The following is a 24486-nucleotide window of genomic DNA, read 5'->3' on the forward strand; positions in this document are numbered from 1 at the left end:
ATTAGGAGCTTGAGCATGACATCATCTAAAATTTCTGTATCTTTCACAATACTAGGCACGGATAGTAATTCTGAAGACCTCGATCCTGATAAGATTACTGCTATTGTGGGTATACAACCAACAAAAATGTGGAAGGTTGGTGACTTAGTTAGTAAGAGATCCACATTGCGCCACAAACAAAATGGTTGGAGTTTCAAATCTAAACTCGAAGAGTCAGCTACTTTGGAAGACCACATTAGTTATATTTTTGAACAACTGAAACCCAACTGGCAAAATCTAGTAGAAATATGCACTCATTACTATACTGAGATTGAGTGTGCGATCTATTTTTACGAAGATGACATACCAGCTATTCACTTTGAGCGACAGTCTCTCAAACTTATCTCTGAGTTAAATGCTGAGATTGATATTGATATCTACGATCTATCTGAATCTTAGAAAATGTAACTTATAGCCGATTAATAGAAAAGGTGGGCAAGACCCACCTTTTTTTGCCAACTCTAAATTGCCAGATTTAATTACTTTCTCATTATAATTTCAGCTCTTGAGTAAGACGACCCCAATACCCCACAAAGCGATCGCCTCCCCAAAACAATCTCCGCACTAACACCTTTTATTTTACTTATTCTGAATAGCAAAACTTCAGCATTGAAAGAGTTACCAGACTAAGTTATCTGTTGAAGAACCTGCTTTGCGGCGTGTTGACCCGATCGCACTGCTCCATCCATATAATTAATCCAACGTCTAGAACGCTCTGTTCCTGCCCAATAAATTCTACCTACAGGTTCGTTTAGTGCTGCTCCTGCTTGCGTCAACAATCCAGGTGGTAAAGCTGCTACACAACCACTCGTCCACGATTGTTGAGTGTAATCAATTTCAAAATATTCTTCTGGTGTAGCGGCTGCATTACCAAACATATCTGTAACAGTTTGAATCGCAAATTTGCGCCGTTCTACTTCACTTAAATTAGAATATTTTGGATCGAAAAAACCAATTAATAAACCATAACTTTCATCAGCCGGAGAAACGTCAAAAACCTCTGCTTCAGTATCCATACTGTAGTAATGTCCGCTAGCTGCTTTTCCCCACCACAACGGACGCGAATAGAGACAGAAAAACTTGATCCAGCTCATCTGCTGCCATCCCGATATTAATTGCTGATGAATTGCTGGTAAAGGCGGATCGAAGTTTATTTTCCCTGCATCTTTAGGCATCATTGCCACGATCGCGTAGTCTGCTTGGATGACTCCCTTTTCTGTCACCAAACATACCCGATCGCTATGCGAAATTTCTCGTACTCTTGTATTCAACCACACGCGATCGCCTAAATGCTCGGCGATTTTTAACGTCAGGCTGTGGGAACCACCCACGAGGCGATAATCTTCGGCTGTCTCGCGTAAGTCAAAAAATCCTGCATTCGCCATGAAGTAAAGAACGAACAGCATTGATACTTGATGCGGATCGCTTGCGATTCCTTGACGAATACTACCCGCCATCCAAGCTCTTGCTTCTATTGTCTCCGTATGGCGATCGATCCACTCTCCCGTAGAGATAGAATCCAAAGTCTCAGCATTAGGTGTTTTCCAGGGTGCGTCTAGCAGCACAGTCTGGCTGAGTTGCTCGAATTTTGCCATCACCTGAGCAAAATCTTTTTGTGCTGGCGTGGCGGACTCGCTAGGGTTGTCTTCGTGCGTTGTCCAGATTCGCTGATAGCCGTAAATCGTGGCTCCATCAACTTTACCTTTTTTGGTGGCGACTCCTAATTGTTTTGCTAAGTCGAGAACGGCTGTTTGCGTGCGTCCTACCCAAGTACCACCCATTTCTAGATATCCAATTTTAGGATGGAATTGGTTAAACGTGCGTCCGCCAATGCGATCGTTTGCTTCCAAAACCACGAGTGAATCAATTCCTGCTTTATACAATTCCCAAGCTGCACTCATACCGGAGAGTCCACCGCCGACAATAGCAACAGATACTTGAGTGTTTTGGCGATCGCCTATCATATTTCTACAGCTATTGATTGAAATTCTGCCTCAGACTCTACCACTCTGGATAGATTTTGGCAGTATCGAACCTATTTGATTCTTCGATCTGTGCGATTCTTGCATAGGATCGAGACTGAATCTACTATATCGTCAGTAACAGGATAGTTAATTTGGGGGCGATCGTGAGTTTCAAGAAGATTTTTGTTGCCGTTGATGGCTCAGCTCAAGCATCTGTGGTATTCGAGCAGGCTGTAGAATTAGCTACAAAAGATCTAGCAAACTTGATGGTGTTTCACGGCGTTGAGTTGGGAGCAAGAATGAATTATCCATCTCAAATTGAAGCTAAAACGGAAGAAGGACAAGATGTTTTGCAAGTTTATCGGGAGAAAACGAAAGATTTAGGAATTTCAGTTGAGTTTAATTGTCGGGTGGGAAATCCAGGTTCGACAATTTGCGACGCAGCAAAAGAGTGGGGTGCAGATTTAATTGTTTTGGGGCGTAGGGGGTATAAAGGGATTACAGAAGTGTTATTAGGTAGCGTCAGCAATCATGTTGTTCGTAACGCTCATTGTTCGGTACTGGTAATTCAAGGAGATGTAAGTGGTTAAGAATGTCTAAATTTTTTGCTAGGAAGCAAGAGAGCTGATTTAATATCGCGCAAAGACGCATACGCGCAGCGTTCTCGTAGAGTAGACGCGAAGATTAAGAGCGCAAAGATCTCTTTGAAAGTAGCTAAGATTTGTTGACAAAGAGCGGCTTCATAAAGCTTCATGACAATTCTGGCACTTGGCGATTAAAATCGCAGCTACACAGGCAAAACCCGCCTGCGCGGGTTAATGAATTAGTTAATCAATTATGAGATTCTCTTAAAAGTCTGCGTAGGCAGACTTAGTTTGTGTAGCGGCAAATTTCATTCGCTCAAATTTATCGCGTTACCTCGACTCAACTCTTGCATCGAGGGTTTTGGCAATGCGATCGCGGGTTTCTGCTAAATGTGCTTTCGTATATTCATCTAATGTGCCAGAACGAGCAACTGCTCGATCCAATTTATCGCGTAAATGCCGCAAGTTGTACCATGCAAGCGTTCGTGCATCCTCAGGAACGTTAGATTTGCGTAACATCATATCTGTCATGATTTTCAGGTGTTCCCGTTGGACGGCTCGTCGCAAACTGGAAATATTTGTTGGTGTTTTGTCTGGATTTAAAATCTCCATCCAGATATCATTTTGTAAGGTGGTAAATAATTCTGGTAGAGTGAGGGCTTGTTTTGGCTGACTCTTGAGTTCGATGTCGCGTAAGCGGGAAAGGCGATCGCCTGAGAGTAGATCTCGTAACACTAAACTTTGCAGCGCGTAAATACTATCGTGGATCGGGTAATCGAGGCGGTTCATCACGGCTTGTTCTCCCCAATGCATCCAGCGAGAGGGTGCGAGTTTATTCAAGAGTTCTGGCGGAAAATTAAATGCATCTGGGGCAAATACGTATTTCTCCAGCACTGCTAAAGCCTGTCGCTGTTTTGCTACAGGTACGGGAACGAATGGTAATCTGCCGTTATCAGCGCTAGCGTGGTCGCGGTAAAATGACTGTCCGCCAATATATTTAGTGGCGTAGTAGGTATGACGCAAGTAGTGTAAGAAAATGCGATCGAATAGTTCGCTTAAATCGCTGTAACTCTCACCTGAAGTTGGATAGCGCCGATTCAATTTTTTCCACATTGCCCGCGCTATATCTAATTGTCCTTGAGAATAGCCCAAGACATCGCTACTGTAGTCCCAAGCATTGACATCGGGGTCGAGATCGAACCGATCCTCATCTGTAGCATAAGCTAAATCTGGACGCGAGGAGCGATCGCCAATTTGGTCTAAAAATCGTCTTTCTGCTAAGGGATGGGCTGCTGTTGTGGGCGTGTAACCGTATTCAATCGCCCACTCATCGTAGGAACCGATGCTGTCAGGGAAAAAGTCGCCCTGTTCGCGCTCGGGTGGAGCCAAATTCGGGGGAAGATAGTCCATAACTGAAGTTGTCAAACCGCGATCGCGAGTTATTTTGGTAGCATTTAACTCATTTGGTGGAAGTTGGGTACTACCGCGAAAATTGTGCCGCAAACCGAGTGTATGCCCGACTTCATGAGCGATAATCAGCCGCAAATATTGATGAATGTATTGCTGCATTTTGTCGCTGTTAGGCGTGGTATTTTGAAACAGCGTGAGTGCCAAAGAACCAAAATCAAATTGGTTTGCTGCTTCCATGCCATAACAGAGGTCGTATTCTGTTGCGAGTTTTGATAAATGGGAGTTGGTAATTGGTAATTGGTAATTGGTAATTGGTTGTTCTCCCCCTTGTCTCCCGAAGCCTTGTCCAAAACCAGAATTACAAACGCTGCGATCGTTTATCATTTGAGATAATACCGATGTTGGCTGCGATCGGCTATCTTGCACCATACGACGGTATTCTTGCTTCAGCACGCGCACGAAACTGGCATCTACTAAAATATCTGCATCTAAGATTTCCCCAGTTAGGGGGTTAACCCGCGAAGGACCAAGGGCGAAAAAGCCATCAACTGTGTTAATCCAGCGAATTACGTTGTAACGCACGTCCGCAGGATCCCATTTAGCATCATCAGGCATTTGTCGCACTTCGATCGCATTGATAAATCCTGCTTTTTCAAAGGCTTTGTTCCACATTAATATCCCTTCTTTGACCGCATCCCGATATTCCAGTGGAACGGCATTTTCAATCCAAAATACGATTGGTTTTTTGGGCGGTGATAGTTTGGCGTTAGGATTTTGCTTTTCTAATTGCCAACGGTTAATGTAGCGAACAAACGGTTCTTTACGGTCTTCAATCGCAAAATCTTGATAGGCAGTGATAAAATAACCGATGCGATCGTCAGCTAAGCGAGGCTTGTAGGTTGAATTAGCCGATAATTCAGATAGACTGTAGCGAATGCGTAAAGTTAGGGCGCGGCTGTCTGGCAGCGTCATCAAATTTGGCGTGGCACTACTCTTAGCACCCCCATAGGAAAAGCCATAAACTGACTCAATTTCCATGTTGAGGGGAAAAGCTTTAGTCGAGCCAAAATAAGATTTATTTTCATCTAATTGATAGGTCGTTCCTAACTGAGTGGAAAGCGATGCTGCTAGTCCTGGTAAATCTTTTAATAGAAGATCGCCTAAGTCAATTAAAATAGATTTACGTTGAGGATGAATGCTTTTGATTGGAATTGAATAAAGCACGGAATCGCTAAACGATCGCGTCAAAGATCGCGTTTGCGGCGAACCAGGAGTAACGCGAAAATTAACGTTACGCACGACGAAATGAATATTATTGTTGACTCGCTGAAAATAAAATAAGAAATCTTGTAGAGGCATTCCGCTATAAATACCTCGCTCTCCAATTCCTGCTTCCATTGTCATTGTACTAAGGAAGTTTTTATTGAATTGCTGCGGTTGAATTTCTAGATAAATTTTGCCTGTATCCTTCTGGCGATAAAGAGTGAATAATCCTTTGATAGCACTACTATTTTTTGTAACTTCGTTAAATGCTTTCAGCTCTGACGGTTTGGGATTTTTTGCTGTTACCTGCTGATTAGATTCTTGAGCTAGCAACAGCGTTGATTGTTGATGATCTTGCCGCTGATTATTAGCCAGCCACAGATAAGATTGTAATTCCGGCTGCTGGCTGTTATTTTTAATCACCCAGACTTTAGATTCTGGTAGCGAGATTGGGGTAATGTTAGGGGCGCACAGCTGTGCGCCCCTACAAGTCTCGTCACTGGTAACTGATAACTGATTGGAAGCTGACGCAGGAAGCCGCGCACCAACAAAAAAGATTGTAAATAACGCGCTGTGCAAGAGAAAAACACGAGCAGACAGACTTTTCATTTCTCATATCCCTAGCAATGATGCCTAGTTATTGCTAATTCAAGCAGCTTAATCGGTTAAAGCTGATGACCAAGCACTCAGTTACGTCATGCATCCGATTGCTTGCTAAAACGATTTACAGCCACCCACTGTTAATAGAGTTCCCAGAAATATTCTTCAATGCGCGGCTCTATCTATTTTTGTAGCGAAACTAGGAAGAAAACTAGGCAGTTATTTATACAATTCAACACATTAGATGAATTCTAGTAGGGGCGCACACCTGTGCGTTCCTACAAATCCTTACCTTGAGGCAAAATCAGCATGGCATCGCCAAAGGAATAGAAACGATATTGTTGGGCGATCGCTTCTTGATACAATGCCAGCAATCGTTCTCTGCCAATTGCCGCACTGACAAGCATCATTAGACTAGAACGGGGCAGATGGAAATTAGTAATTAACCCATCGACTACCCGCCATTGATAACCAGGGTAAATAAACAAATTTGTCTTACCGCAAAATGGCTGTAGTTCTCCCGATGCAGTAGCACCCTCTAAAGCCCTTACCGTTGTCGTTCCGACAGCAATAATTCTGCCTCCTCGCGATCGCGTAGCGCGAATTTGTTCTACAGTAGCAGCTGGAACTTCGATCCACTCTCCATGCATTTGATGCGTTTTTACGTCTGCCACTTCTACCGGACGAAACGTTCCTACGCCAACATGTAAAGTGACAAATGCTTGTTCTATACCGTTTTCTTGCAGGCGTTTGAGTAATTCTGGTGTAAAGTGTAGCCCTGCTGTCGGTGCTGCTGCCGACCCTGGTTTTTCAGCGTAAACTGTTTGATATTGCTCTGATTCCGCCTGAGAATCGGTAATATAGGGTGGCAAAGGTACGTGACCGAATTTATCTAATAATTGAATGACAGATAAACCTTCTGGTAGGTCAAACTGTATCACCCGTCCGCCTGTCTCTTCGTCTGTTTCTAGTACTGTAGCAGTGAGGGAGCAGGGAATATAGGAGTTTTGACTTTTAGCTTTTGACTTTTGACTTTTGACTTCCCGCTCAAAAAATACAATCCTCGCCCCAGGTGCTAAACGCCTCCCTGGTTTAACCAAAGCTAACCATACATTCGGCTGGCGTTCTTCCAATAACAAGACTTCCACAGCTGCACCGCTAGGTTTTTGTCCGTAGAGACGGGCGGGAATTACTCGCGTATCGTTCATAACCAGCAAATCGTCTTTTTGAAGAAATTCTGGTAAATCGCGAAAAATTTGATGGGCGTGACTATCGAGATTTACTACTAACAGGCGAGAACTATCTCTAGGAGAAACTGGATTTTGAGCGATCTGTTCTGCTGGTAATTCGTAATCGTAACTCGATAAAGAGTAATCTAATTCAGATCTAGCAGAAGATGTCAAGTCAAAATTAGGTGATTTTACGGAATTCAATGCAGACACTGCATCTTTAAATTGATTGATATGCATTTTTTGTGAGAGTGACGTTCGGTATTTTAACGGATTTTAAGTAAGATTTTGAGTTGATGCGATCGCATGGGTATTTGGGTGAATCTACCCAGGTGGAGTGGGTGTTTGACGCTAGTATCGTCGCGGTCAATTCGCAAAAATATAAATGTAGGAATAGCTTGTTTCCCCAGCAAGGATATGGAATACCTTTACTATCTTGCCAACGCCAGCCTCACATTGAGGATCGTTGAGCATTTGCATGGCAGACCCCAGATGCCCTTGAGTTTCATTACCGTAATTCATCAAATTGATGGCTGGGTTGTGAAGGTGAAAATGAAATCTCCTCTCAACTCTCAACAAGATGGTGATTTCCGCGCTTTTTTAAATGAATTGGGAATTCCCTACGAAGCACCGATCCGCGTCAGAATGGCGTTATGGAGTTTGGAAGCCGGACAATCTCCGGTAGACGTGATGCGCCGCTATCAAGTCGCAATTGTCTCTCACGGCAACCCAGAACGGGAAGAAATAGAAACATTTCGGCAACAATTTGTCAAGGGTTTGGGTTATTGTCCCGAAACTTTGGCTTAAATCGGCAGCAACAGAATTGCAGGCTGAAATTGAAGCCTGAAATTGAGATAGGGCGATCGCATCAATCAAAAGCAGCGGATAAGTATTCTTGTAGCACGAGTTGATAACCACCGACTATGACTGCTTGTCCCAACTGCACTGACAAAGACGATAAGTCAGGGGAAATGTCAAGTGTAGGCGATGTCTGTCTCAATCGAGCCAACGATAATTTACGATGTTGGACTAGCGCCACATCAAAGCGGCATTGGTAGGTAGCTAAATTTGGAGAGACGCTCAAAAAGTACTCCGCAGCTTGCCAAAGCTGTATTTGTTTTTGCGGTGTAATCGCCAACAAACCACCTGCATCCCAGTTATTTTGCTTGCGGGTTTTGACTTCAATAAAGGCTAAGAGGGGAGTCGGGAGTCGGGAGTTGGGAGTCGGGAATGGGTGGTGCGCGATCGTGTCCCCCTTGTCCCCCTTGTCTCCCTTGTCCCCCTTGTCCCTCTCACGTACATCCAACTTCGCAACCAAATCCAACTCTCCCCAAGGACAGCGCCAACGACGGTGCAGGATTTCCCAACCGGAAGATTGCAGCCACCGAGCGACGAGATCTTCTCCAAGTACGCCAATGTCGGGATAATGAAAGGCAGGATGGTTTGCCATGAGCTGAAAGATTATGAATTCTGGGCTAGGAAATCGAATTTGGAAATCTATATTCGCTGTTGTACTGGGGGGTGCGATCGCATTTTCAGTACTTCTTGCTATTGTTCCCCCTGCTGTAGCACTGGATTACAACAAAGAAAGTTTGATTGAGACAGATTTTTCTGGGCGCGACTTGACGGACTCTAGCTTCAGCCACGCCAATTTGCGTAGTAGCAACTTCAGTCACTCTAATTTAGAAGGAGTTAGTTTGTTTGCTGCTAATTTAGATTCGGCAAATTTTGAGGGGGCGAATTTGGCAAGCGCCACTCTAGACTCGGCACGATTAACTAGAGCCAATTTAAAGGATGCTATTTTAGAAGGCGCATTTGCGGCAAATACCAAATTTGATGGTGCTGTAATTGATGGAGCCGATTTCACAGATGTTTTGATGCGCCGCGACGTGCAAGATAAATTGTGTCAAGTTGCTAAAGGTGTTAACCCAACTACAGGACGCGCTACCCGCGATACTCTATTCTGTCCGTAAGCGATCGCAATCTTTATCGCAATCTTTTACGATGAAGCTTGTCGTGTCATTTCACGAGGACTAATAGATGATTCGTGCCTACGCAGCTTTAGAAAAAGGTGGAGAACTTAAGCCTTTCGAGTACGATCCAAAACCGCTCGGTAGTGAAGATGTAGAGATTGACGTAGAATACTGCGGGATTTGCCATAGCGACTTGAGTATGCTTCATAATGACTGGGGCATGACGCAATACCCCTTTGTCCCAGGACACGAAGTTGTAGGCAAGATCGCAGATGTTGGTAGTGCGGTAAAAAAACTCCAAGTCGGGCAGCGTGTCGGATTGGGATGGTATTCGCGATCGTGCATGACTTGCGAGTGGTGTATGTCTGGCAATCACAACCTTTGTGCTACGGCAGAAGGTACAATTGTCGGTCGCTATGGTGGCTTTGCTGACAAGGTGCGCGCCCACGAAGCTTGGGTTGCTCCCCTACCCGATGCCATGCAGCCAGTGTCAGCCGGACCCTTATTTTGTGGCGGAATTACGGTTTTTAACCCGATCGTCCAATTTGATGTTAAGCCTACCGATCGCGTTGGAGTCATTGGTATTGGCGGCTTGGGACACATGGCATTGAGATTTCTTCATGCTTGGGGCTGCGATGTCAGTGCCTTTTCCAGCAGCGCCGATAAGGAACCAGAAGCAAGGGAAATGGGTGCTAACCACTTCATCAACTCCCGCGATCCAAATGCGCTCAAATCTGTAGAAGGCTCTTTTGACTTGATTCTTTCTACTGTCAATGCCGATTTAGACTGGAGTACCTATATTGCTTGTTTGCGTCCTAAAGGACGATTGCATTTTGTGGGTGTGGTTCCTAACCCTATTTCTACGGAAATTTTTCCCTTAATTATGGCTCAGCGATCGATCTCTGGCAGTCCCTTAGGTAGTCCGGCTACTGTCACCCAAATGCTAGACTTTGCCACCCGCCATCAGATCGAACCCATAATTGAAACCTTTAGTTTTGACCAAGTGAACGAGGCATTGGAACACCTACGTAGCGGTAAGGCAAGGTATCGGATCGTGTTGAAACACTAGTAGGGGCGGGTTTACCAACAATATTTAATTCTTAATGAGGTATTCATAAACCTGTCCTCGCGAGAACGTGGTTATTCAAACGGATCTGACAACTGATGCCACACGTTCTGTAAGGGCGCACAGCTGTGCGCCCTTACCTGAATTACCATCAGTTAAATGTAGAGTGGGCATCACCCACCTAGATCAAATCTGCCAGCGTAAATTGTCGCTGTTTGTCCAATTCCAACAGCCGTTGCTGGGCTTGCCGTAACGACTCAAAATATGACTGAGATTGTTCTGGTGCAGTTACTTCGTCGGTTTGTTCCCACAATTGAAGAAATTGACGGTAGCGTTTTTCGCACTGCACCCGTTCCATACAAGCTGTAGCCGCTTGAATCACCTGGGCAAAGCGCGATAATTCGATTTGTGTCTTTTCATCTAAGTGAAATAGACGCGCGATCGCCTTTGTTTCACCTTCATACTCCATACACTCTACTTGTAGCCGCGAAATTAAATCTGACGATTGAGCAGATGTTACGTGTAACGTCTCTACATTTGCCAAAATCTGCTGCCAGAGAAAAGTGTGGTGGGGTAGATCGAATTGTAAATCTCGTTCCTGTAAGGCTTCCGTGACGATTTGACGGTATTCTGGATGGTGCAGGTAAATTCGCAACAAAATTGCTTCTGCCTGCTCCAGTAAAGCGCGATCGCCTGCTACAGGTAAGTTAGAATTGCTAGCTTGCTGCTGTTTTCTCGGTGGTGCTGGCTTGCGATAACTATTTGGCGCAACTCGATCTAATAAATTTTCAATCCACAACGGTACGAGTCTGGCATCACCTAAACTTAAAATTTCGGCACAACGATGAATGTAATGCTGGCGTTGATTGCTGTCGCTTATTTGCTGTAACAACTTCACCATACTTACCGTGACTTGTTGTGCTTCCGGTGCTTGCTTTAAATCTCGGTTTGCTACTAGTTGTTGGATCTGCCAATCGAGCCATAGCGGGGCGTTTTGTAAAAGTTCGCGGTAATGTTCTGGACTATGAGTGTGAAGATATTCATCTGCATCTTTGCCATCTGGTAAGTTGAGAATGCGTAAATTGACTTCGCCTTGATAGGCAAGATTAGCGATCGCTCCTATGGCTCTTTCTGTAGCTTGCATTCCTGCCGCATCGGCATCAAAATTAAGAATAAGTTGTTTTGATTCGCTATAACGCAAACAAGCTCGGACTTGTTCGATACTCAAAGCCGTTCCCAACGAGGCGACAGAGTGAGTAATTCCGGCAGCGTGAAGGGCGATCGCATCGAAATATCCTTCTACTACTACCACCCGATCTTGTTTGGCAATCTCGTTTTTGGCTTTGTCTAAACAAAATAAAGTTCTACCCTTATTAAAAATATCCGTCTCAGGAGAATTAAGATATTTCGGTTGTTCGTCGCCTAAACTTCTGCCCCCAAAACCGATAAATCGTCCTTGCGGATCGCAGATCGGAATAATAATGCGATCGCGAAAATAATCGTAATACCCGTCTCCTGACTGTCGCCGCCGGATCAATCCCGCCTGTTCTACTATTTGCACGGGATATCGTTTTTGTTCTATCAAATAACTGTATAGAGTTTCCCATCCCGCAGGCGCGTATCCTAACTTAAATTGCTGAATTGTTTCTGAGTTAAACTGTCGTTTTTGTTGCAAATAATCTAAAGCTAACTGCCCTTGATGTTGCTGCAAAGCATGATGATAAAATTGCGTAGCGACAGCCATCACCTCATATAATTGCTCTCGCAGGGAGATCTGACGCTGTAATTCTTGTCTCTGTTCGGGTTCTAAAGTTTGGACGGGAACGGAATAGCGTCGCGCTAAATCCAGTACTACCTCACTGAAAGAAGTCTTGCTCAATTCCATCAAAAATGTAATTGCATTCCCTCCAGCCCCGCAACCGAAGCAATAATACATTTGCTTGCCAGGGCTGACACTAAAACTAGGGGTTTTCTCATCATGAAACGGGCATAAACCGACAAAATCTTTCCCCCGCTTGCGCAGAACGACGTGTTCCGAGACGATATCAACAACATCAGCTCTTTGTTTGACTTGTTCGACTGTATCGGGATGCAGGCGAGGAATTTGCATATGGTCAGTTAGCAATTAATTCTAATTATTTAAACACCCTTGGTAGCAAGACCTTGATATAAATAACCTACAAACTTGGGTGTTTTCTCCGCGTAAAACTCTTTCAATGTTACTGTATCAAATTGCTTTTCTACCAGTTGTCTAATATTACGATTCAAGTGACAGCCATCAGCAATAACTTTTTGAATTGGATTTAAGCGGTTTTGCCAGACTTGAATTTGAGGTTCATTACTCAGTCCGTGTTCTACAAAAAAGAATTTTCCTCTTGGTTTTAATACCCGATAGATTTCTTGCAGTGCTTGTTCGACTTTGGCGATACTACACAACGTCCAAGTACTGACAACGCTATCAAACGTATTATCTGCCATTGGCAAGTTTTCGCCATTCAACACGCGATTGTCTACAATAATATGAGATTTTTGGATGCGCTTGCGAGCAAGATTATGAACGCCAGGATTAGCATCAATCGCTACCAATTTATCAATGTTTTCTGGATAGTAAGAAAGATTTAAACCCGTACCAAAACCAATTTCTAAAACTTCTCCCGTCACATTTGCCAAAACTTCTTTTCGATATTGAGCCATAGTCGGATCGGACAACGACCAGTCAAGCAGGTAAGGTAGGATTCTTTGTGAATAAAATCCCATTGATTCCTCCTATACAAACTGATAACAGCTTTAGTTCTTGTATTTTAGCGAAAATAAACTTATTAAAAATTTATTCCCGACTGCCCAAATTCAATTCAGCTTGCAAAAAGTCTATAAATTGCCTCGCCGTGCGTCCAGAACGTCCGTTGTGACAAGTTGCCCATTGTAAAGCACGATAATCTAAATCTGTCTGGGAAATATTTAGCTCGGCTAGTGCTGCTAAATGTCGTACGATATGCAAGTAAGTATCTTGATTTGCTGGCTCAAAAGTTAAAGTCAAACCAAAGCGATCGCTAAATGAAAGCTTCTCTTGTACAGTATCCCACACCCCAACTTCTTCATTTTGACTTGGACGAGGGCGATCGCCAAACATTTCTCTGACCAAATGACGGCGGTTAGAAGTCGCATAGACGACAACATTTTGAGGACGGGCAGTTATATTCCCCTCCAAAACAACCTTCAAAGCTTTAAAAGCATCATCGTCTTCTTCAAATGAGAGATCGTCAACGAATATAATAAACTTTTGCGGCACGCCCCGCAGTTGCTCGACAATTGTAGGTAAAGCTGCTAAATCTGATTTGGCGACTTCAATTAAACGTAAGTTGCGATCGCCATATTCATGTAACAATCCCTTTACCAAAGAAGATTTTCCCGAACCCCGACTACCGTATAGTAAAACATGTAGGGCGGGATAACCTGCTAGCAAAAATTCTGTATTTTTTTTCAAAGTATCCCGTTGATACTCGTATCCTACCAACTGCTGTAACTGCACCGGATCGGCATGGGAAACACCCACAAATTGTCCCGACTGCCAGCGCAAAGCCTGATACTTAGCAAAGATACCCGTACCGTGTTGGCGATAGTATGCAGCTAAATCTGTTAGGATATCTGCCCAGTTGTCGAGGTGTGATAATTTATAGTAGATAGTGCGATCGCTAGCTTTTTCTGTAGGTATATCAGTCCAAGCTACCGGAGGTAAATTTAATTTAGCTGCGGCTTGTACCCACTGACTCAACTGTTCGCTACTACATTGATAGAGGCTTTGTAAAGCTTGCAAATCCTGCTGTGCGGCGGCGATTAAAGATGGTGGTAAATCCGCTAGATCGGTATTTTGAATTTGACGTGAAAACGGATTATCATCTCTCAGAATTTGGCTAATTAAATAATCTTGCCAGGATTGGTTTTGAGAAGCGATCGCCTTAAAATAATTTCCATAAGCGCGAACGCATCCTAATTCATCTACTTCGCTGTGTCGCAACGACTGTAACAAATCGATTTGACGTAAAGAACGCAGTAAATTAAGAAAAGCCTGTCCTACCTCATCTGTTAAAACAGATTGATATATTAGTAAAGAAGCTGCTTGGAGTTGGAAAAATTCAAAAGATGAGTTCGTTTGAGTATCCATGTTTCGGCGCTATCTCCCCACAACAATCGCCCAAAGACTAGCAGCAATAATTACAGCCCCTAGATGCTGCGGTAGCAACAGCCGAAACGGTTGACGCGCAATTTTCTGAGTTAATACCACCGTCAGTAATACAGAAAAAATCAGCGTTGTTCCCTGTAAAAATGCAATCACAGCCGGATGCGCCACCACCACAGGTAATCCCGCCCCACTCAAACCAAAAGTAGCAAAAGTCACGGGTAAAATTCGTCCCGCCTCCCCCAAACCCAAACGCAGATAGTGCGCCAAACTTCCCCCCAAAACCAACGGTAAATACCCATATACCAACTCCACAAACGGCTTAGGCTGAAAACGCGAAATCTCCTTTGTATCCTTTGCGCCTCTGCGACTTTGCGCGACATAACTCTTCACCCAAAAAAGCGATCGCATCAACCCATAAACCATAAAAACAAACCCAGCCGGAACCAACAAAACCAACAAAGATAAACCTAAATGAGGAAAAAATTGTGTCAGGTCGATCTCCAAACCCAAACTAGTTTGAATTTCCGGTAAACGGTGTAGAAAAATTCCGCCTAATAACAACAACAACAGCGCCACTTCATAACTATGAGGGATGTGAGTTGTCCACAACTCAATCCCTGGCGGACGTAAATTAAACTCAACCGAACGATGCGGACAAGCTTTTAAACAAGTCATGCACAACACGCAATCGCGGTTATCCTCCAACTGCGCCGGATGGGAATACAACGGACAACCATTGGTTTCCATGCCCTCACCCTTTTGAGGACCACCCTTGTAACATTGATACGTCGTACATTCTGCCGAACAAGTTCCTTGCTGCGCTCTCAATTCTGTCATCGATAACTTAGCAAATAAACCATTCATCCCGCCAATTGGACACAAATAGCGACACCAAAATCGCCGTTCAAAAATTGCTGAGAAAATCATCGCTCCAGCTGTAATTAATAGTAATAAACAGCTAGAAAGATAAGCCGTATTTTCCAAATTCCATAGTTCTTCCCAGAGAAAAATTAGCGTAAATAAACCGAATAAAAACCAGCCACCCCACTTTTCTGCTGGTTCCCGATGCCACTGTTTCAGCTTTCGCCCTGGAAACAACCATTGAGATAATTTTTGCGTGACTTCGCCATAAATCATGAACGGACACACCGCACACCATAACCTACCCACAAACGGAAAACCCAACAATACGAGGGGCCACCACCAAGCCCAAAACATATTTAAGGCGAAATTTCGATCTCGTTGTTGAGGACCAACAAATAAGATAATGACAATGAAGGCAAAAAACCACAAGGTAAAGCCATAGTTAATTCGGTCTGGATACCAAGAACTGCGCAGAAATCGCCGTAAACTAGGGTAAATATTTAATAAGTTGATGCGAAATTGTTTTTTCTTCGTTTGTGCCGACCAAAAAATTTCTTCCGTTAACTCAGTTTCTTCTCCCGACTGCACGAGCGCCCGTTCGACTAAACTTTGTAACTCTCTCAAGTTGCCAGGAAAATCATAAGATTGCAGGCGACGCAAGGCTTCGGGGGCAATTTTCGATTTGGCTAATCCCTCGCTGCGAGTGTACAAACTGATGTAATATTCTACTAGAGCTTTAAGATCGGCTTTTCGTACCCGTAATGGTGGGATTTTGATGGTCTGTCCGATACAACGAGCGATCGCGGGTTGAGTTCGTTCGGCGATCGCTAAAATCCGTGCTTGACTCGTGCGGGTAACATCTGGTGTATCTTCAGAACGGCTGACAGGTTGGTAAGTGCCATTTTGGAGCAATTGCGCGATTTTCGGCACTAATTCCACGGGTAGTTCTTGGGTATTATTCAAAACTAGCGTTCCTTCACCCAGCCATTCCAACAACCCTGGCTTCCCGCCGACACGACCAAAAAGATCTGCGCCACTGGTTTGTAGTAAATTGCAGTTAACTTTAATAATTGGTTGGCGGCGTTGAGGAGAACCGAAATGGATCAAAGTGGCGATGTTGTCTTTTTCCAGTCCTGGTTCGCCAAAAATGAGAACTGATTTTTTGTTACTAGCTACTTCTCTAATTTCTTGACGCAGCCGCACCGCATAACGACTCGTACCGATGATACCGCGCTTGACTTTAGTAACCAAATATGGGCGCAGGGCGATCGCTCGTTCTTGTTCGTATGATAGTGCTGAAGTTAATTGGCTTAATTCTTGCGCTAGCTGGCGCGAAATCGTCTGAAAGATTTCGGGGTATTGTCCGACAATCTGCTGAAATTCCGCCGTTGGCACTGCCCATAAGTGACATTCTGTCAAGGCAGTAACCGTTCTTTGCACTGGCTGTTCTAAAATTAATTCTTGGAGATTAATTGCCGACCCAGAAAGTAAACTTATTGCCCATACGGGAGTAGTCAGGTTAGCGCGTTTACTTTCCAAGCGACCTTGTTGCAGAATATAAAGCGCTTCTGGGTCAGTGTCTTCTATTACCAGACGTTCGTTAGCGGGGATAACTCGTTCTACAGCAACTTGGGCGATCGCATTTAATACCTCTGACGATAGCACCGATAGCGCCGTTCGCTCTTGCAGCCAGATGAGTAAATCTGGAGACATCGTATCCCCCTATTTTGCAATACTTCATTCATTGTGACAAGTCGAGACGTTCCGTGGCTCTACACAGATCTACTAGCTCGACAGCCCTTATGCCTCAAGGATACGATGAATTGTATATTTTGAAATTCTTTTATTCCTGCTGTTGTCTTTCCCTACTACCCCAATCGGCGTTATCTATTTTCATAGAGAATGTTCCCAACTGCCCAAACCCCTCTCGGCTATCTGTAAACCTTCTCGTATGAGCAGCTCAGACCTTCCCAATCTTTGGGTTCCTCTCACGCTTTTATTTTTTATTATCATGGCTGCCATCTTCTTCAGGCGCAGCCATTAGAAGAGGGGCTAAAGAAGAGTTGTAGAGATGTTACATGTAGCGTCTCTACAACTCTCTACTCCCCATTTAATACAGCCGATTCAACACGTAGTCGCTCATATCAATCAAGGCTTGTCGAGATTCCGAAGCTGGAAGATAACCGATGCACTCTACTGCTTGATTAGCATGGTAAGAGGCTAACTCTCTAGCTTTTTGAATGCCTTGACTATCCTTAATCAACGCCAGCGCTTCTTCCAGATCCCCTTCCTGCTCGAAGCGTCGTTCGACTAAGACTTCAAGATAGGGCTTTTCTGTCAAAGCATACAAAGCAGGTGCGGTTAAATTACCGCTTTTGAGATCCGATCCGGCTGGTTTGCCCAAAACCTCTGTCGAGCCTGTAAAGTCCAAAATATCGTCCACGACTTGGAATGCTAAACCTAAGTGACGACCGTAGCCATACATGCGATCGACAATTTCTTTTGAGCCGCCACTGAGTAAACCCGCAGCCTTAGAGCTGTTGGCAATCAAAGAAGCTGTTTTGTAATAGCTTTTATCTAAGTAAGCCTCAATCGTCATTGCGGTATCGAACCGAGTCATCCCTTGCTGAATCTCGCCGGTGGCGAAGTTCATAATCACTTCTGAAAGGAGTTTGACCACTTCCAGATTGTCTAAATTGGCTAAATGCCACGAAGCCTGAGCGAATAAAAAGTCACCTGCTAAGATAGCAATTCGGTTGTCAAACAAGCTATGGACGGTAGGAACGCCGCGCCGCATCGGAGCTTCATCCACTACGTCGTCGTGTACCAGACTTGCTGTATGGATCATCTCCGTAATTTCCGCTAGTCGGCGGTGACGGAGAGTAATCTCCTCATCTAGCATCGTCGCCCGCGACATCAGCAAAACAATTGCTGGTCGCACCCGTTTTCCTCCAGCTCCAAACAAGTACTCTGCTGCGGCGGAGAGGATGGGATGACGAGTTCCTACTAGTTCTATTAGGTTCTCTGACAGTATACGCAGGTCTGCTTCAACTGGAGAAAATAGGGAAGTCGCTGATGTCATGAAGGAGCTGACTCTAATAGTTTTTTACGAAATTTTACATATTCTGTACTCATTTTAAGCTAAGCCTCGGCAAGGGGGAAGTTTTGGTAAAGGTAATTTTTCGCGATCGCCGCGATCGCCCTAATGCATTTCCTGAGAAAAATTGTCGTAGCCTTAGATACAATTAAACAAAAACACTTAGAAAAACTTCGCTTTGTCAAAGTCATCCTTCCCAATTTCAGTAAATTTACCCAAGATTTATCTATCCGACCGTTGATTTTAAATTTAGAGGCAACATTATTGACTAAAAGTATAGATTCATGTGTTAGCCTAGATACTGAAGCATTTAAACCAATTCACAAAATCAACACAGTCGAGCAAGTTGCCAAGAGGTAACGAGATCGGCTGAGTCGATTAGGTGTGCATACCCAAAGCAATCCAGAACCTCGGCATCGTTCCGAAACTTTTAAGTGCCAGTCAGTTAATTTTGTTTGGTAGACCTGCTAGCGCTTAAAAGTTTTGAATAGAGAGATCGTCTTGGAAATTAAGTTAGTGGTGTGCGGAGAACAGTGAGGAAACCAGCAGCTGGCGAGGCATTCGTTTGACTAACTGGTAGTAACTTATTGCGACGTGGAAACTGCCAAAAGCTGCTTTTGGTCGATGCTTTGCGCTGTCTTATTTTCTAAACATTATTTCTCTTTTTTGACTCGCTGGCGGCACAATGACTTACGGCAACGTACCCATGATTATTCCTTGCTTGGCAACTGGTTATTTATTGACTGTTTACCTTTTACTACTGTTAGCGCAAAGGCATGTAAAAAATCCCGAGACTCGGGACATCTCTCCTCATAAAGAGGAAGGGTTGGGTCAACTATCAGCGACCAGCGACCGATGACCGGTGTAGAGACGTTACATATAACGTCTCTACAAACGTCTCTAGTCCAAAAGTTCTAGGGGATAACTGGGAGTAAGAACCGATTCTAAATTAACTTTTTCCACCACAGGAGCATAACCCAGCCATCGGACGGAGGACTGGATAAACTGCTGGGGGCAACCGCTGACACAAAAGCGAGTTGGCATCGGTGGTAAATTATTTCGCAGTCCTAGTAAATCGAGTTCGCAAGCTACGGCTTTGACAACGTGAATTGCCGGATCGACCAGCTTGATGCTAGTAGGTAAAAGCGATCGCAACACGGGTGATAAATGAGGATAGTGTGTACAGCCGTAGATTAGAGTATCGATTTGCTGCTGAATTAAGGGAGCCAGATAGCGCCGTGCTACCTCTTTAGTGTACGGCTCATTGATCCGATTATCTTCGATCAGAGGCACGAATTCGGGACAACCGACTTGCCAGACTTTAGCAGTACTATCAATCTCTTGAATTGCCTGTGGAAAAGCGTTGCTAGCAGCAGTTGCTGGGGTTGCAATTACACCGATGCGTTTACCTTGTTTTACCGCCGCCTTTGCTCCAGGTAAAATCACACCCAAAATGGGAAACGGAAATTCCCACCGCACCGTCTCTAAAGCTAGAGCGGAACCCGTGTGACAAGCCATCACGACCATTTTTACCTGCTGCTGTTGCATCCAGCAGAGGATTTCGCGAGTAAATTGTACGATCTCGGCTGGCGATCGCGTGCCGTAGGGTAGGCGAGCCGTATCGCCAAAGTATAAAATAGATTCGTTTGGTAGCTGCCGATACAGCTGAGTTAAAACAGTAAGACCACCCACACCACTATCAAATACGCCAATTGGCGATTGTTGGGGTTCTCGACTGGGAAAATCGGAATGATTATTGATAGAAAGATAGGAATAAAACACAGTTCGAGCTTAACCCGTTAATTATGCTTTAGCACAGAACCTATGGGCAAGTTTGTTAACTGGTATTAGCAAAAGCGGCAACCAGCAACGCAAACCCATCCGTCAAGTTGATAATTAACACTGACATTACCGTAGTGTCAACGTTGTTGTTTAATGTACTGAAGAACACCTTGAGCAATCGCTTCTGCCAGTTGATTTTGATAAGCAGCCGTTTTCAAACGCGGTGCATCATGTTGCCCTGTCATGAACCCAGTTTCTACTAAAACAGCTGGCATAGAACTCTTGCGTAGGACGTAAAATCTAGCCTTTCTCACGCGGCGATCGCGAAGATTTGGAACATTTCGCAACATAGCATTGTGAACTGTCACGGCTAGATTGTAGCCGCTATCAAAATAATAAGTCTCCAAACCGCTGATATCTGGGCGCGTAGGCAAGGAATTAGCGTGGATGCTGACGAATAGATCCGCATTTACCCGTTCGGCAATGTCTACCCGTCCTTGTAGTCCTACAAAATAGTCGCTATCCCGCGTCAGCACGACATGAACGCCATTTTGTTCCAGGATCTGAGCAACTCGATTGCTAATTGGCAGAATGATATCTTTTTCTTGCGCTCCTCCTACAACCGCCCCTGGATCTTTACCACCGTGTCCTGGGTCGATGACAACGATTGTTTTCCCATTGCGATCGCGGATGCGGGGTGGTGCTGCGGGTACTGGCGGCGGAATGGAAATTGAAGGATCAGTAGCTGGAGAGGATGGCGGGACTAGAACCATCGACGAGCGCTTTAAATCTAGCGAGAGAAACTCTGGGCTGGGTTGCTCGACCTCTCCCACTCGTATTCCCGCCGCTGGCTGGACTAGGATCGTGACCGTGCGCGGATCGGACTGCCGCAAGCGCACCCTTAAAACTGGGCTATTGGTATCTAAAGTTGGTCCCTGTACCGTTCTAGCTAATTGGGCATTAGTAATAGTAATGCTGTAGGCAGCAGACGACCGATCCCAACCACTGGCATAGACTAAAGTTCGATCGCCTTTGACGTAGAGGCGATCGCCTCGCAAATCTACTGATTCAATTGTGGCTAATTCTGTCGTTCTGTTGCGCTGCTCTGCGCTAGCGCGATCTGTATAACGATTTCGACTCGGAAGTAAAACGACTCCACCGAATTGATTGCCCAACTGACCTCCAAATCGACTCACCATCGCCCGCCAGTTAGGGCTATCGCGATCGACTTCCATCGTGAGGCGGACTATAGGCAGCTCGGACTGAGCTTGACTGAGGACAATCTTTTTCACCCCAAAACGGCTAAATGCCTTTGGGGGCAAGAAATTAGGTGCTAAACTTGCACCTTTGAGATCGACAATAATTTTGTCTTCGTCCCCATCGGAGTTGCGATCGACATGAACATCGAGCTTGCCAGTGCCAACAGTACGGATAAAAAAGCCATCACCCGTCGCACGAACGCCTTGTACTTGCAAGCCGTTGACAGATGGAGTAGGAGTGGCTGGCGCAGTAGTGCCGCTGGTGCGCCGTAAATACTGCCTGGGTGGAGAGACAGCAGGACTAGGATTGGATAAAGGCGCTGCTTCTAATGGTCTTGGCGCTGCGATCGTCAAAGGTGCAGTAGTCGCAGCTGGCTGCTCCACAGGTGGCTGCGGAGATGCTGGAGGTGTAATCGCATCTGGTGGCTCCACAGGTGGCTGCGGAGATTCTGAGGACGCAGACTCATCTGACGACTGCGGTGCAGGAGCGGGAGACGAGCCAGCAATTTTTTCTGGCTGCGGCAATTGCACCAACCAATGACTGGGAGAAGCACCGCGAACCTTTACCTGGTTAGGGTCGAGACTATACTCCGGACTGAGTTCGAGCGCAATCCGCGTCGTTTTCTTGTCAACCTGTCCAATTCGGAGAGCGCGAAACGCTCCACCCGCTTTCTGTTTGACTGTCGTTCGCTTCAGAGCTGTCCCCGGCAAGTCAATCACTAGGCGCGTGGGGTTAAATACCAGCTTTGCTCTGGGTTGAACTTTGCCTTCTGTTTTGATTTCCAGTCGATTTTGTTTGGCATTAAAATGCCACGATTTCAGACTCGCCGCCTCAGTAGGAGACGAGATTAGAAAAATGCCTAAAGTACTGGGTAAAAGCCAGTATAATTTCACGGTGCTTTCTCCTTATGCGCATGCATCCCAGCTGTCAACGTCTCCTCTGTTGGCGCTGTTTCACTCCATCCGATCTCGCAGTGTCGAGCCAATGCCGACCATGAGTATACCTGAGTCCTCCAATAATGGTTGAAACTAGATTTAAACATAATGTGAAATGCTTCTCATCAAATTTGACGATTCGCGCTTCATATAAGTATTCCCATTGCAGTCCGCTCACACCAACAAGCGATCGATTAATTTATCTCAATTGAGCCATTGATTTTCAGAAAAATTTAACTGAGTAGCAGAAGATTTCAGTAGTGTAATGCATAATTTTTCAAATGCTAATAGTTTCTTGACCCTCCTTATCCGATCGCGTTTTTTAATTTAGTACCGCATCTTGCGGCAGCGATCGCAGTTTGCCCGTAACAGAACGATAAAAGTACATCAAAATTTACAATTGTGCGGGGTGAGGAGCGAGGAGTGAGGAGTGAAGGAATGAAGACGAGCTGAGGGGGCTGAGGAGGCTGAGGGAGAAAGATCGCTTTGACTTCTTCCTTGTCTCCCTTGTCCTCCTTGTCTTACTACACGGGAGTTTCTGGTTCACCTCCTACAGCAGTGGTGGGGGGAAAGACGAAACGCAAGAGGGGGGGTGCTAAAAATGTGGTAAGAATCACCATCATGATAATGGCAGCTTCTAGTGGTTTAGAAAGAACGCCGCTTGCAGAACCAACACCAGCAAATACTAGTCCTACCTCGCCTCTAGGAATCATGCCTACCCCGATCGCTAAACGATTGATGCCAGGTTGTCCGAAGACGGCAGCACCCGTGACAACTTTACCGACGATTGCCACAGCAATCAGAAAGATAGCAATAATCAACCCCTCGCGGTTACTGGGAATGGCGGGATTGAGAACTCCCAAGTCGGTTTTTGCCCCTACAGTGACAAAAAAGATGGGGACAAGCATATCCGCGATCGGTACGACTTGTTTCTGGAGTTCTTTGCGCTTGTCAGTTTCGTCTAGCACTAAACCAGCGGCAAATGCTCCTAAAATCGCTTCTAAATGGATTGCCGCAGCCAAGTAGGACATGACGAAAGCAAAGATAAAAGCTGGGATAACTAACTCACCCCGTGTCTTGAGGCGATCGACAACTGTAACAAAGGTTTTGTTGAAAACATTGCCAAGTAGAATTGCCCCCAACAAAAAACCAGTGGCACTAATAATCAGATAAATGACATTACCCACGTCCACTTCGCCAGTTTTCGCCAAGCTTGCCACCACTGCCAGCACGATGATACCTAGTACATCATCAATTACGGCGGCTCCTAAGATAATTTGACCTTCTCTTGAGTTGAGAGTTCCCAGTTCCGACAAGACTTTGGAAGTAATACCAATACTCGTTGCAGTCAAGGCAGCACCAGCAAAAATCGCAGGCACGGCAGGTACACCAAACCAAATCATCAACCCTGCCGTGCCTGCGCCAAACGGCACGGCTACCCCTACACAAGCCACCACAGCCGCTTGGATACCGACTGCCATTAATTCTTTTAAATTTGATTCCAGCCCAATTTCAAATAGCAGGATCACCACACCTAGCTCAGCTAAAACTGAAATAACTTCGCTTTGAGCGGCATAAGTGGGAGCGACTTCCTCCGGTGCTAGTCCTGCAGTGGTTTGAAGGAAATTCATAATCAGAGAACTCGTGGCATCAGCCCCACCTTCTGGAAATACCAATAGATGTAAGGCAGAAACTCCGACAATGACACCACCCACCAGTTCACCTAGAACTGGAGGTAAGCCAAAGCGGTTAGAGATTTCTCCACCCACTTTGCTAGCAAAGTAAATGACGACCAAACTTAGCAGCACTCCTGCTAGCACCAAAGCACTATTTGCCTCTGCTTCTGGCGCAGTTAGCAGTAAAGGCGTAGATCCCCACAGAGTAAAATTACTTACCCAGCTAAAACCATCTAACTCCATTAGCTGTCCAAAAATCATCCTTTTCAATTTACTAGTTTTGGGGAGTCAGTTAACAGTTAACAGGGAGCAGGGAGCAGGGAGCAGAGGAGAGAATAACAACCAATGACCAATGACCAAAAAACATACCTGGTAGCGATCGCTACCAGGTATGTTTTCTTCAGCAGTCGTCAAAGCTAACTGCTCAAAGCTATAGGACTCATATTTGATTTTTGAAATCTACGTAGTGGTGTGGCAAGGCTAAAATAGTGCAATAAGACAGGCGGAAAATGGGGGTAAGCTGATGGGTAAAGGTCGTAGAGATAAAGTGCTTTTAAATACACA

Annotated in this window: 18 protein-coding genes; 6 read left to right on the plus strand and 12 right to left on the minus strand. The window is 45.0% G+C overall.

Annotated elements, in window-relative coordinates:
- Positions 1 to 15 precede the first annotated feature (15 nt).
- Entirely contained in the window at positions 16 to 438 is a 423-nt protein-coding gene (locus H6G17_RS16395) for a DUF4279 domain-containing protein (protein ID WP_192158918.1), read from the plus strand.
- Positions 439 to 665: 227 nt separating this feature from the next.
- Here H6G17_RS16395 and H6G17_RS16400 read toward each other — a convergent pair whose 3' ends face one another.
- Complete coding sequence (locus H6G17_RS16400) at positions 666 to 2003, minus strand: FAD-dependent oxidoreductase (protein WP_192158921.1); 1338 nt, start codon at positions 2001 to 2003, stop codon at positions 666 to 668.
- A 164-nt stretch (positions 2004 to 2167) separates the two neighbouring features.
- On the opposite strand from H6G17_RS16400, the gene H6G17_RS16405 reads away from it, so the two are divergent.
- On the plus strand, positions 2168 to 2593 hold the full coding sequence (locus H6G17_RS16405) for a universal stress protein (protein WP_192158923.1): 426 nt from the start codon (positions 2168 to 2170) through the stop codon (positions 2591 to 2593).
- Between the two features lie 324 nt (positions 2594 to 2917).
- Here the strand turns inward: H6G17_RS16405 and H6G17_RS16410 are convergent, their stop codons facing one another.
- Positions 2918 to 5869, minus strand: coding sequence for a zinc-dependent metalloprotease (locus tag H6G17_RS16410; protein ID WP_192158926.1), 2952 nt, complete (start codon positions 5867 to 5869; stop codon positions 2918 to 2920).
- 269 nt (positions 5870 to 6138) lie between these two features.
- Positions 6139 to 7329: a tRNA preQ1(34) S-adenosylmethionine ribosyltransferase-isomerase QueA gene (gene queA, locus H6G17_RS16415; RefSeq protein WP_192158928.1), complete on the minus strand. Its 1191-nt coding sequence runs from the start codon at positions 7327 to 7329 to the stop codon at positions 6139 to 6141.
- Positions 7330 to 7506: 177 nt separating this feature from the next.
- Between queA and H6G17_RS16420 the strand changes: the two genes are divergently transcribed.
- On the plus strand, positions 7507 to 7896 hold the full coding sequence (locus H6G17_RS16420) for a hypothetical protein (RefSeq protein WP_015152735.1): 390 nt from the start codon (positions 7507 to 7509) through the stop codon (positions 7894 to 7896).
- A gap of 61 nt (positions 7897 to 7957) precedes the next feature.
- Here the strand turns inward: H6G17_RS16420 and H6G17_RS16425 are convergent, their stop codons facing one another.
- Positions 7958 to 8539 carry a YraN family protein gene (locus H6G17_RS16425; protein WP_192158931.1) on the minus strand — a complete coding sequence of 194 codons (582 nt, stop codon included), beginning with the start codon at positions 8537 to 8539 and terminating at the stop codon, positions 7958 to 7960.
- Positions 8540 to 8552: 13 nt separating this feature from the next.
- Here H6G17_RS16425 and H6G17_RS16430 point away from each other — a divergent pair, with 13 nt between their 5' ends.
- Both H6G17_RS16430 and H6G17_RS16435 read left to right on the plus strand, forming a co-directional pair.
- The gene (locus H6G17_RS16430; protein ID WP_192158933.1) at positions 8553 to 9062 is read left to right on the plus strand and encodes a pentapeptide repeat-containing protein; all 510 of its coding nucleotides are present in this window, start codon (positions 8553 to 8555) and stop codon (positions 9060 to 9062) included.
- Positions 9063 to 9129: 67 nt separating this feature from the next.
- Complete coding sequence (locus H6G17_RS16435; protein WP_106169011.1) at positions 9130 to 10131, plus strand: NAD(P)-dependent alcohol dehydrogenase; 1002 nt, start codon at positions 9130 to 9132, stop codon at positions 10129 to 10131.
- A 178-nt stretch (positions 10132 to 10309) separates the two neighbouring features.
- Here H6G17_RS16435 and dnaG read toward each other — a convergent pair whose 3' ends face one another.
- The 5 genes from dnaG to sds form a co-directional block, all read right to left on the minus strand.
- Complete coding sequence (dnaG, locus tag H6G17_RS16440; protein WP_192158935.1) at positions 10310 to 12238, minus strand: DNA primase; 1929 nt, start codon at positions 12236 to 12238, stop codon at positions 10310 to 10312.
- Between the two features lie 29 nt (positions 12239 to 12267).
- A complete protein-coding gene (locus tag H6G17_RS16445; protein WP_192158937.1) occupies positions 12268 to 12885 on the minus strand; it encodes a class I SAM-dependent methyltransferase in 618 nt (205 codons plus the stop codon).
- Positions 12886 to 12955: 70 nt separating this feature from the next.
- On the minus strand, positions 12956 to 14290 hold the full coding sequence (locus H6G17_RS16450; RefSeq protein ID WP_192158939.1) for an ATP-binding protein: 1335 nt from the start codon (positions 14288 to 14290) through the stop codon (positions 12956 to 12958).
- Positions 14291 to 14299: 9 nt separating this feature from the next.
- Positions 14300 to 16885 carry a sigma 54-interacting transcriptional regulator gene (locus H6G17_RS16455; protein WP_192158941.1) on the minus strand — a complete coding sequence of 862 codons (2586 nt, stop codon included), beginning with the start codon at positions 16883 to 16885 and terminating at the stop codon, positions 14300 to 14302.
- Between the two features lie 397 nt (positions 16886 to 17282).
- Complete coding sequence (gene sds, locus H6G17_RS16460; RefSeq protein WP_192158943.1) at positions 17283 to 18254, minus strand: solanesyl diphosphate synthase; 972 nt, start codon at positions 18252 to 18254, stop codon at positions 17283 to 17285.
- 123 nt (positions 18255 to 18377) lie between these two features.
- Here sds and H6G17_RS16465 point away from each other — a divergent pair, with 123 nt between their 5' ends.
- Positions 18378 to 18629, plus strand: a complete 252-nt coding sequence (locus tag H6G17_RS16465) for a hypothetical protein (protein WP_192158945.1) — start codon at positions 18378 to 18380, stop codon at positions 18627 to 18629.
- Between the two features lie 540 nt (positions 18630 to 19169).
- Here H6G17_RS16465 and murI read toward each other — a convergent pair.
- The 3 genes from murI to H6G17_RS16480 form a co-directional block, all read right to left on the minus strand.
- Positions 19170 to 20051, minus strand: a complete 882-nt coding sequence (gene murI, locus H6G17_RS16470) for a glutamate racemase (RefSeq protein WP_192158947.1) — start codon at positions 20049 to 20051, stop codon at positions 19170 to 19172.
- A 137-nt stretch (positions 20052 to 20188) separates the two neighbouring features.
- Positions 20189 to 22204, minus strand: a complete 2016-nt coding sequence (locus H6G17_RS16475; RefSeq protein ID WP_192158949.1) for an N-acetylmuramoyl-L-alanine amidase — start codon at positions 22202 to 22204, stop codon at positions 20189 to 20191.
- A gap of 566 nt (positions 22205 to 22770) precedes the next feature.
- Positions 22771 to 24183: a cation:proton antiporter gene (locus H6G17_RS16480; RefSeq protein WP_192158951.1), complete on the minus strand. Its 1413-nt coding sequence runs from the start codon at positions 24181 to 24183 to the stop codon at positions 22771 to 22773.
- Positions 24184 to 24486 lie beyond the last annotated feature (303 nt).

Source organism: Chroococcidiopsis sp. [FACHB-1243] (genome assembly GCF_014696895.1).
In the GTDB taxonomy this organism is placed as follows: domain Bacteria; phylum Cyanobacteriota; class Cyanobacteriia; order Cyanobacteriales; family Chroococcidiopsidaceae; genus Chroococcidiopsis.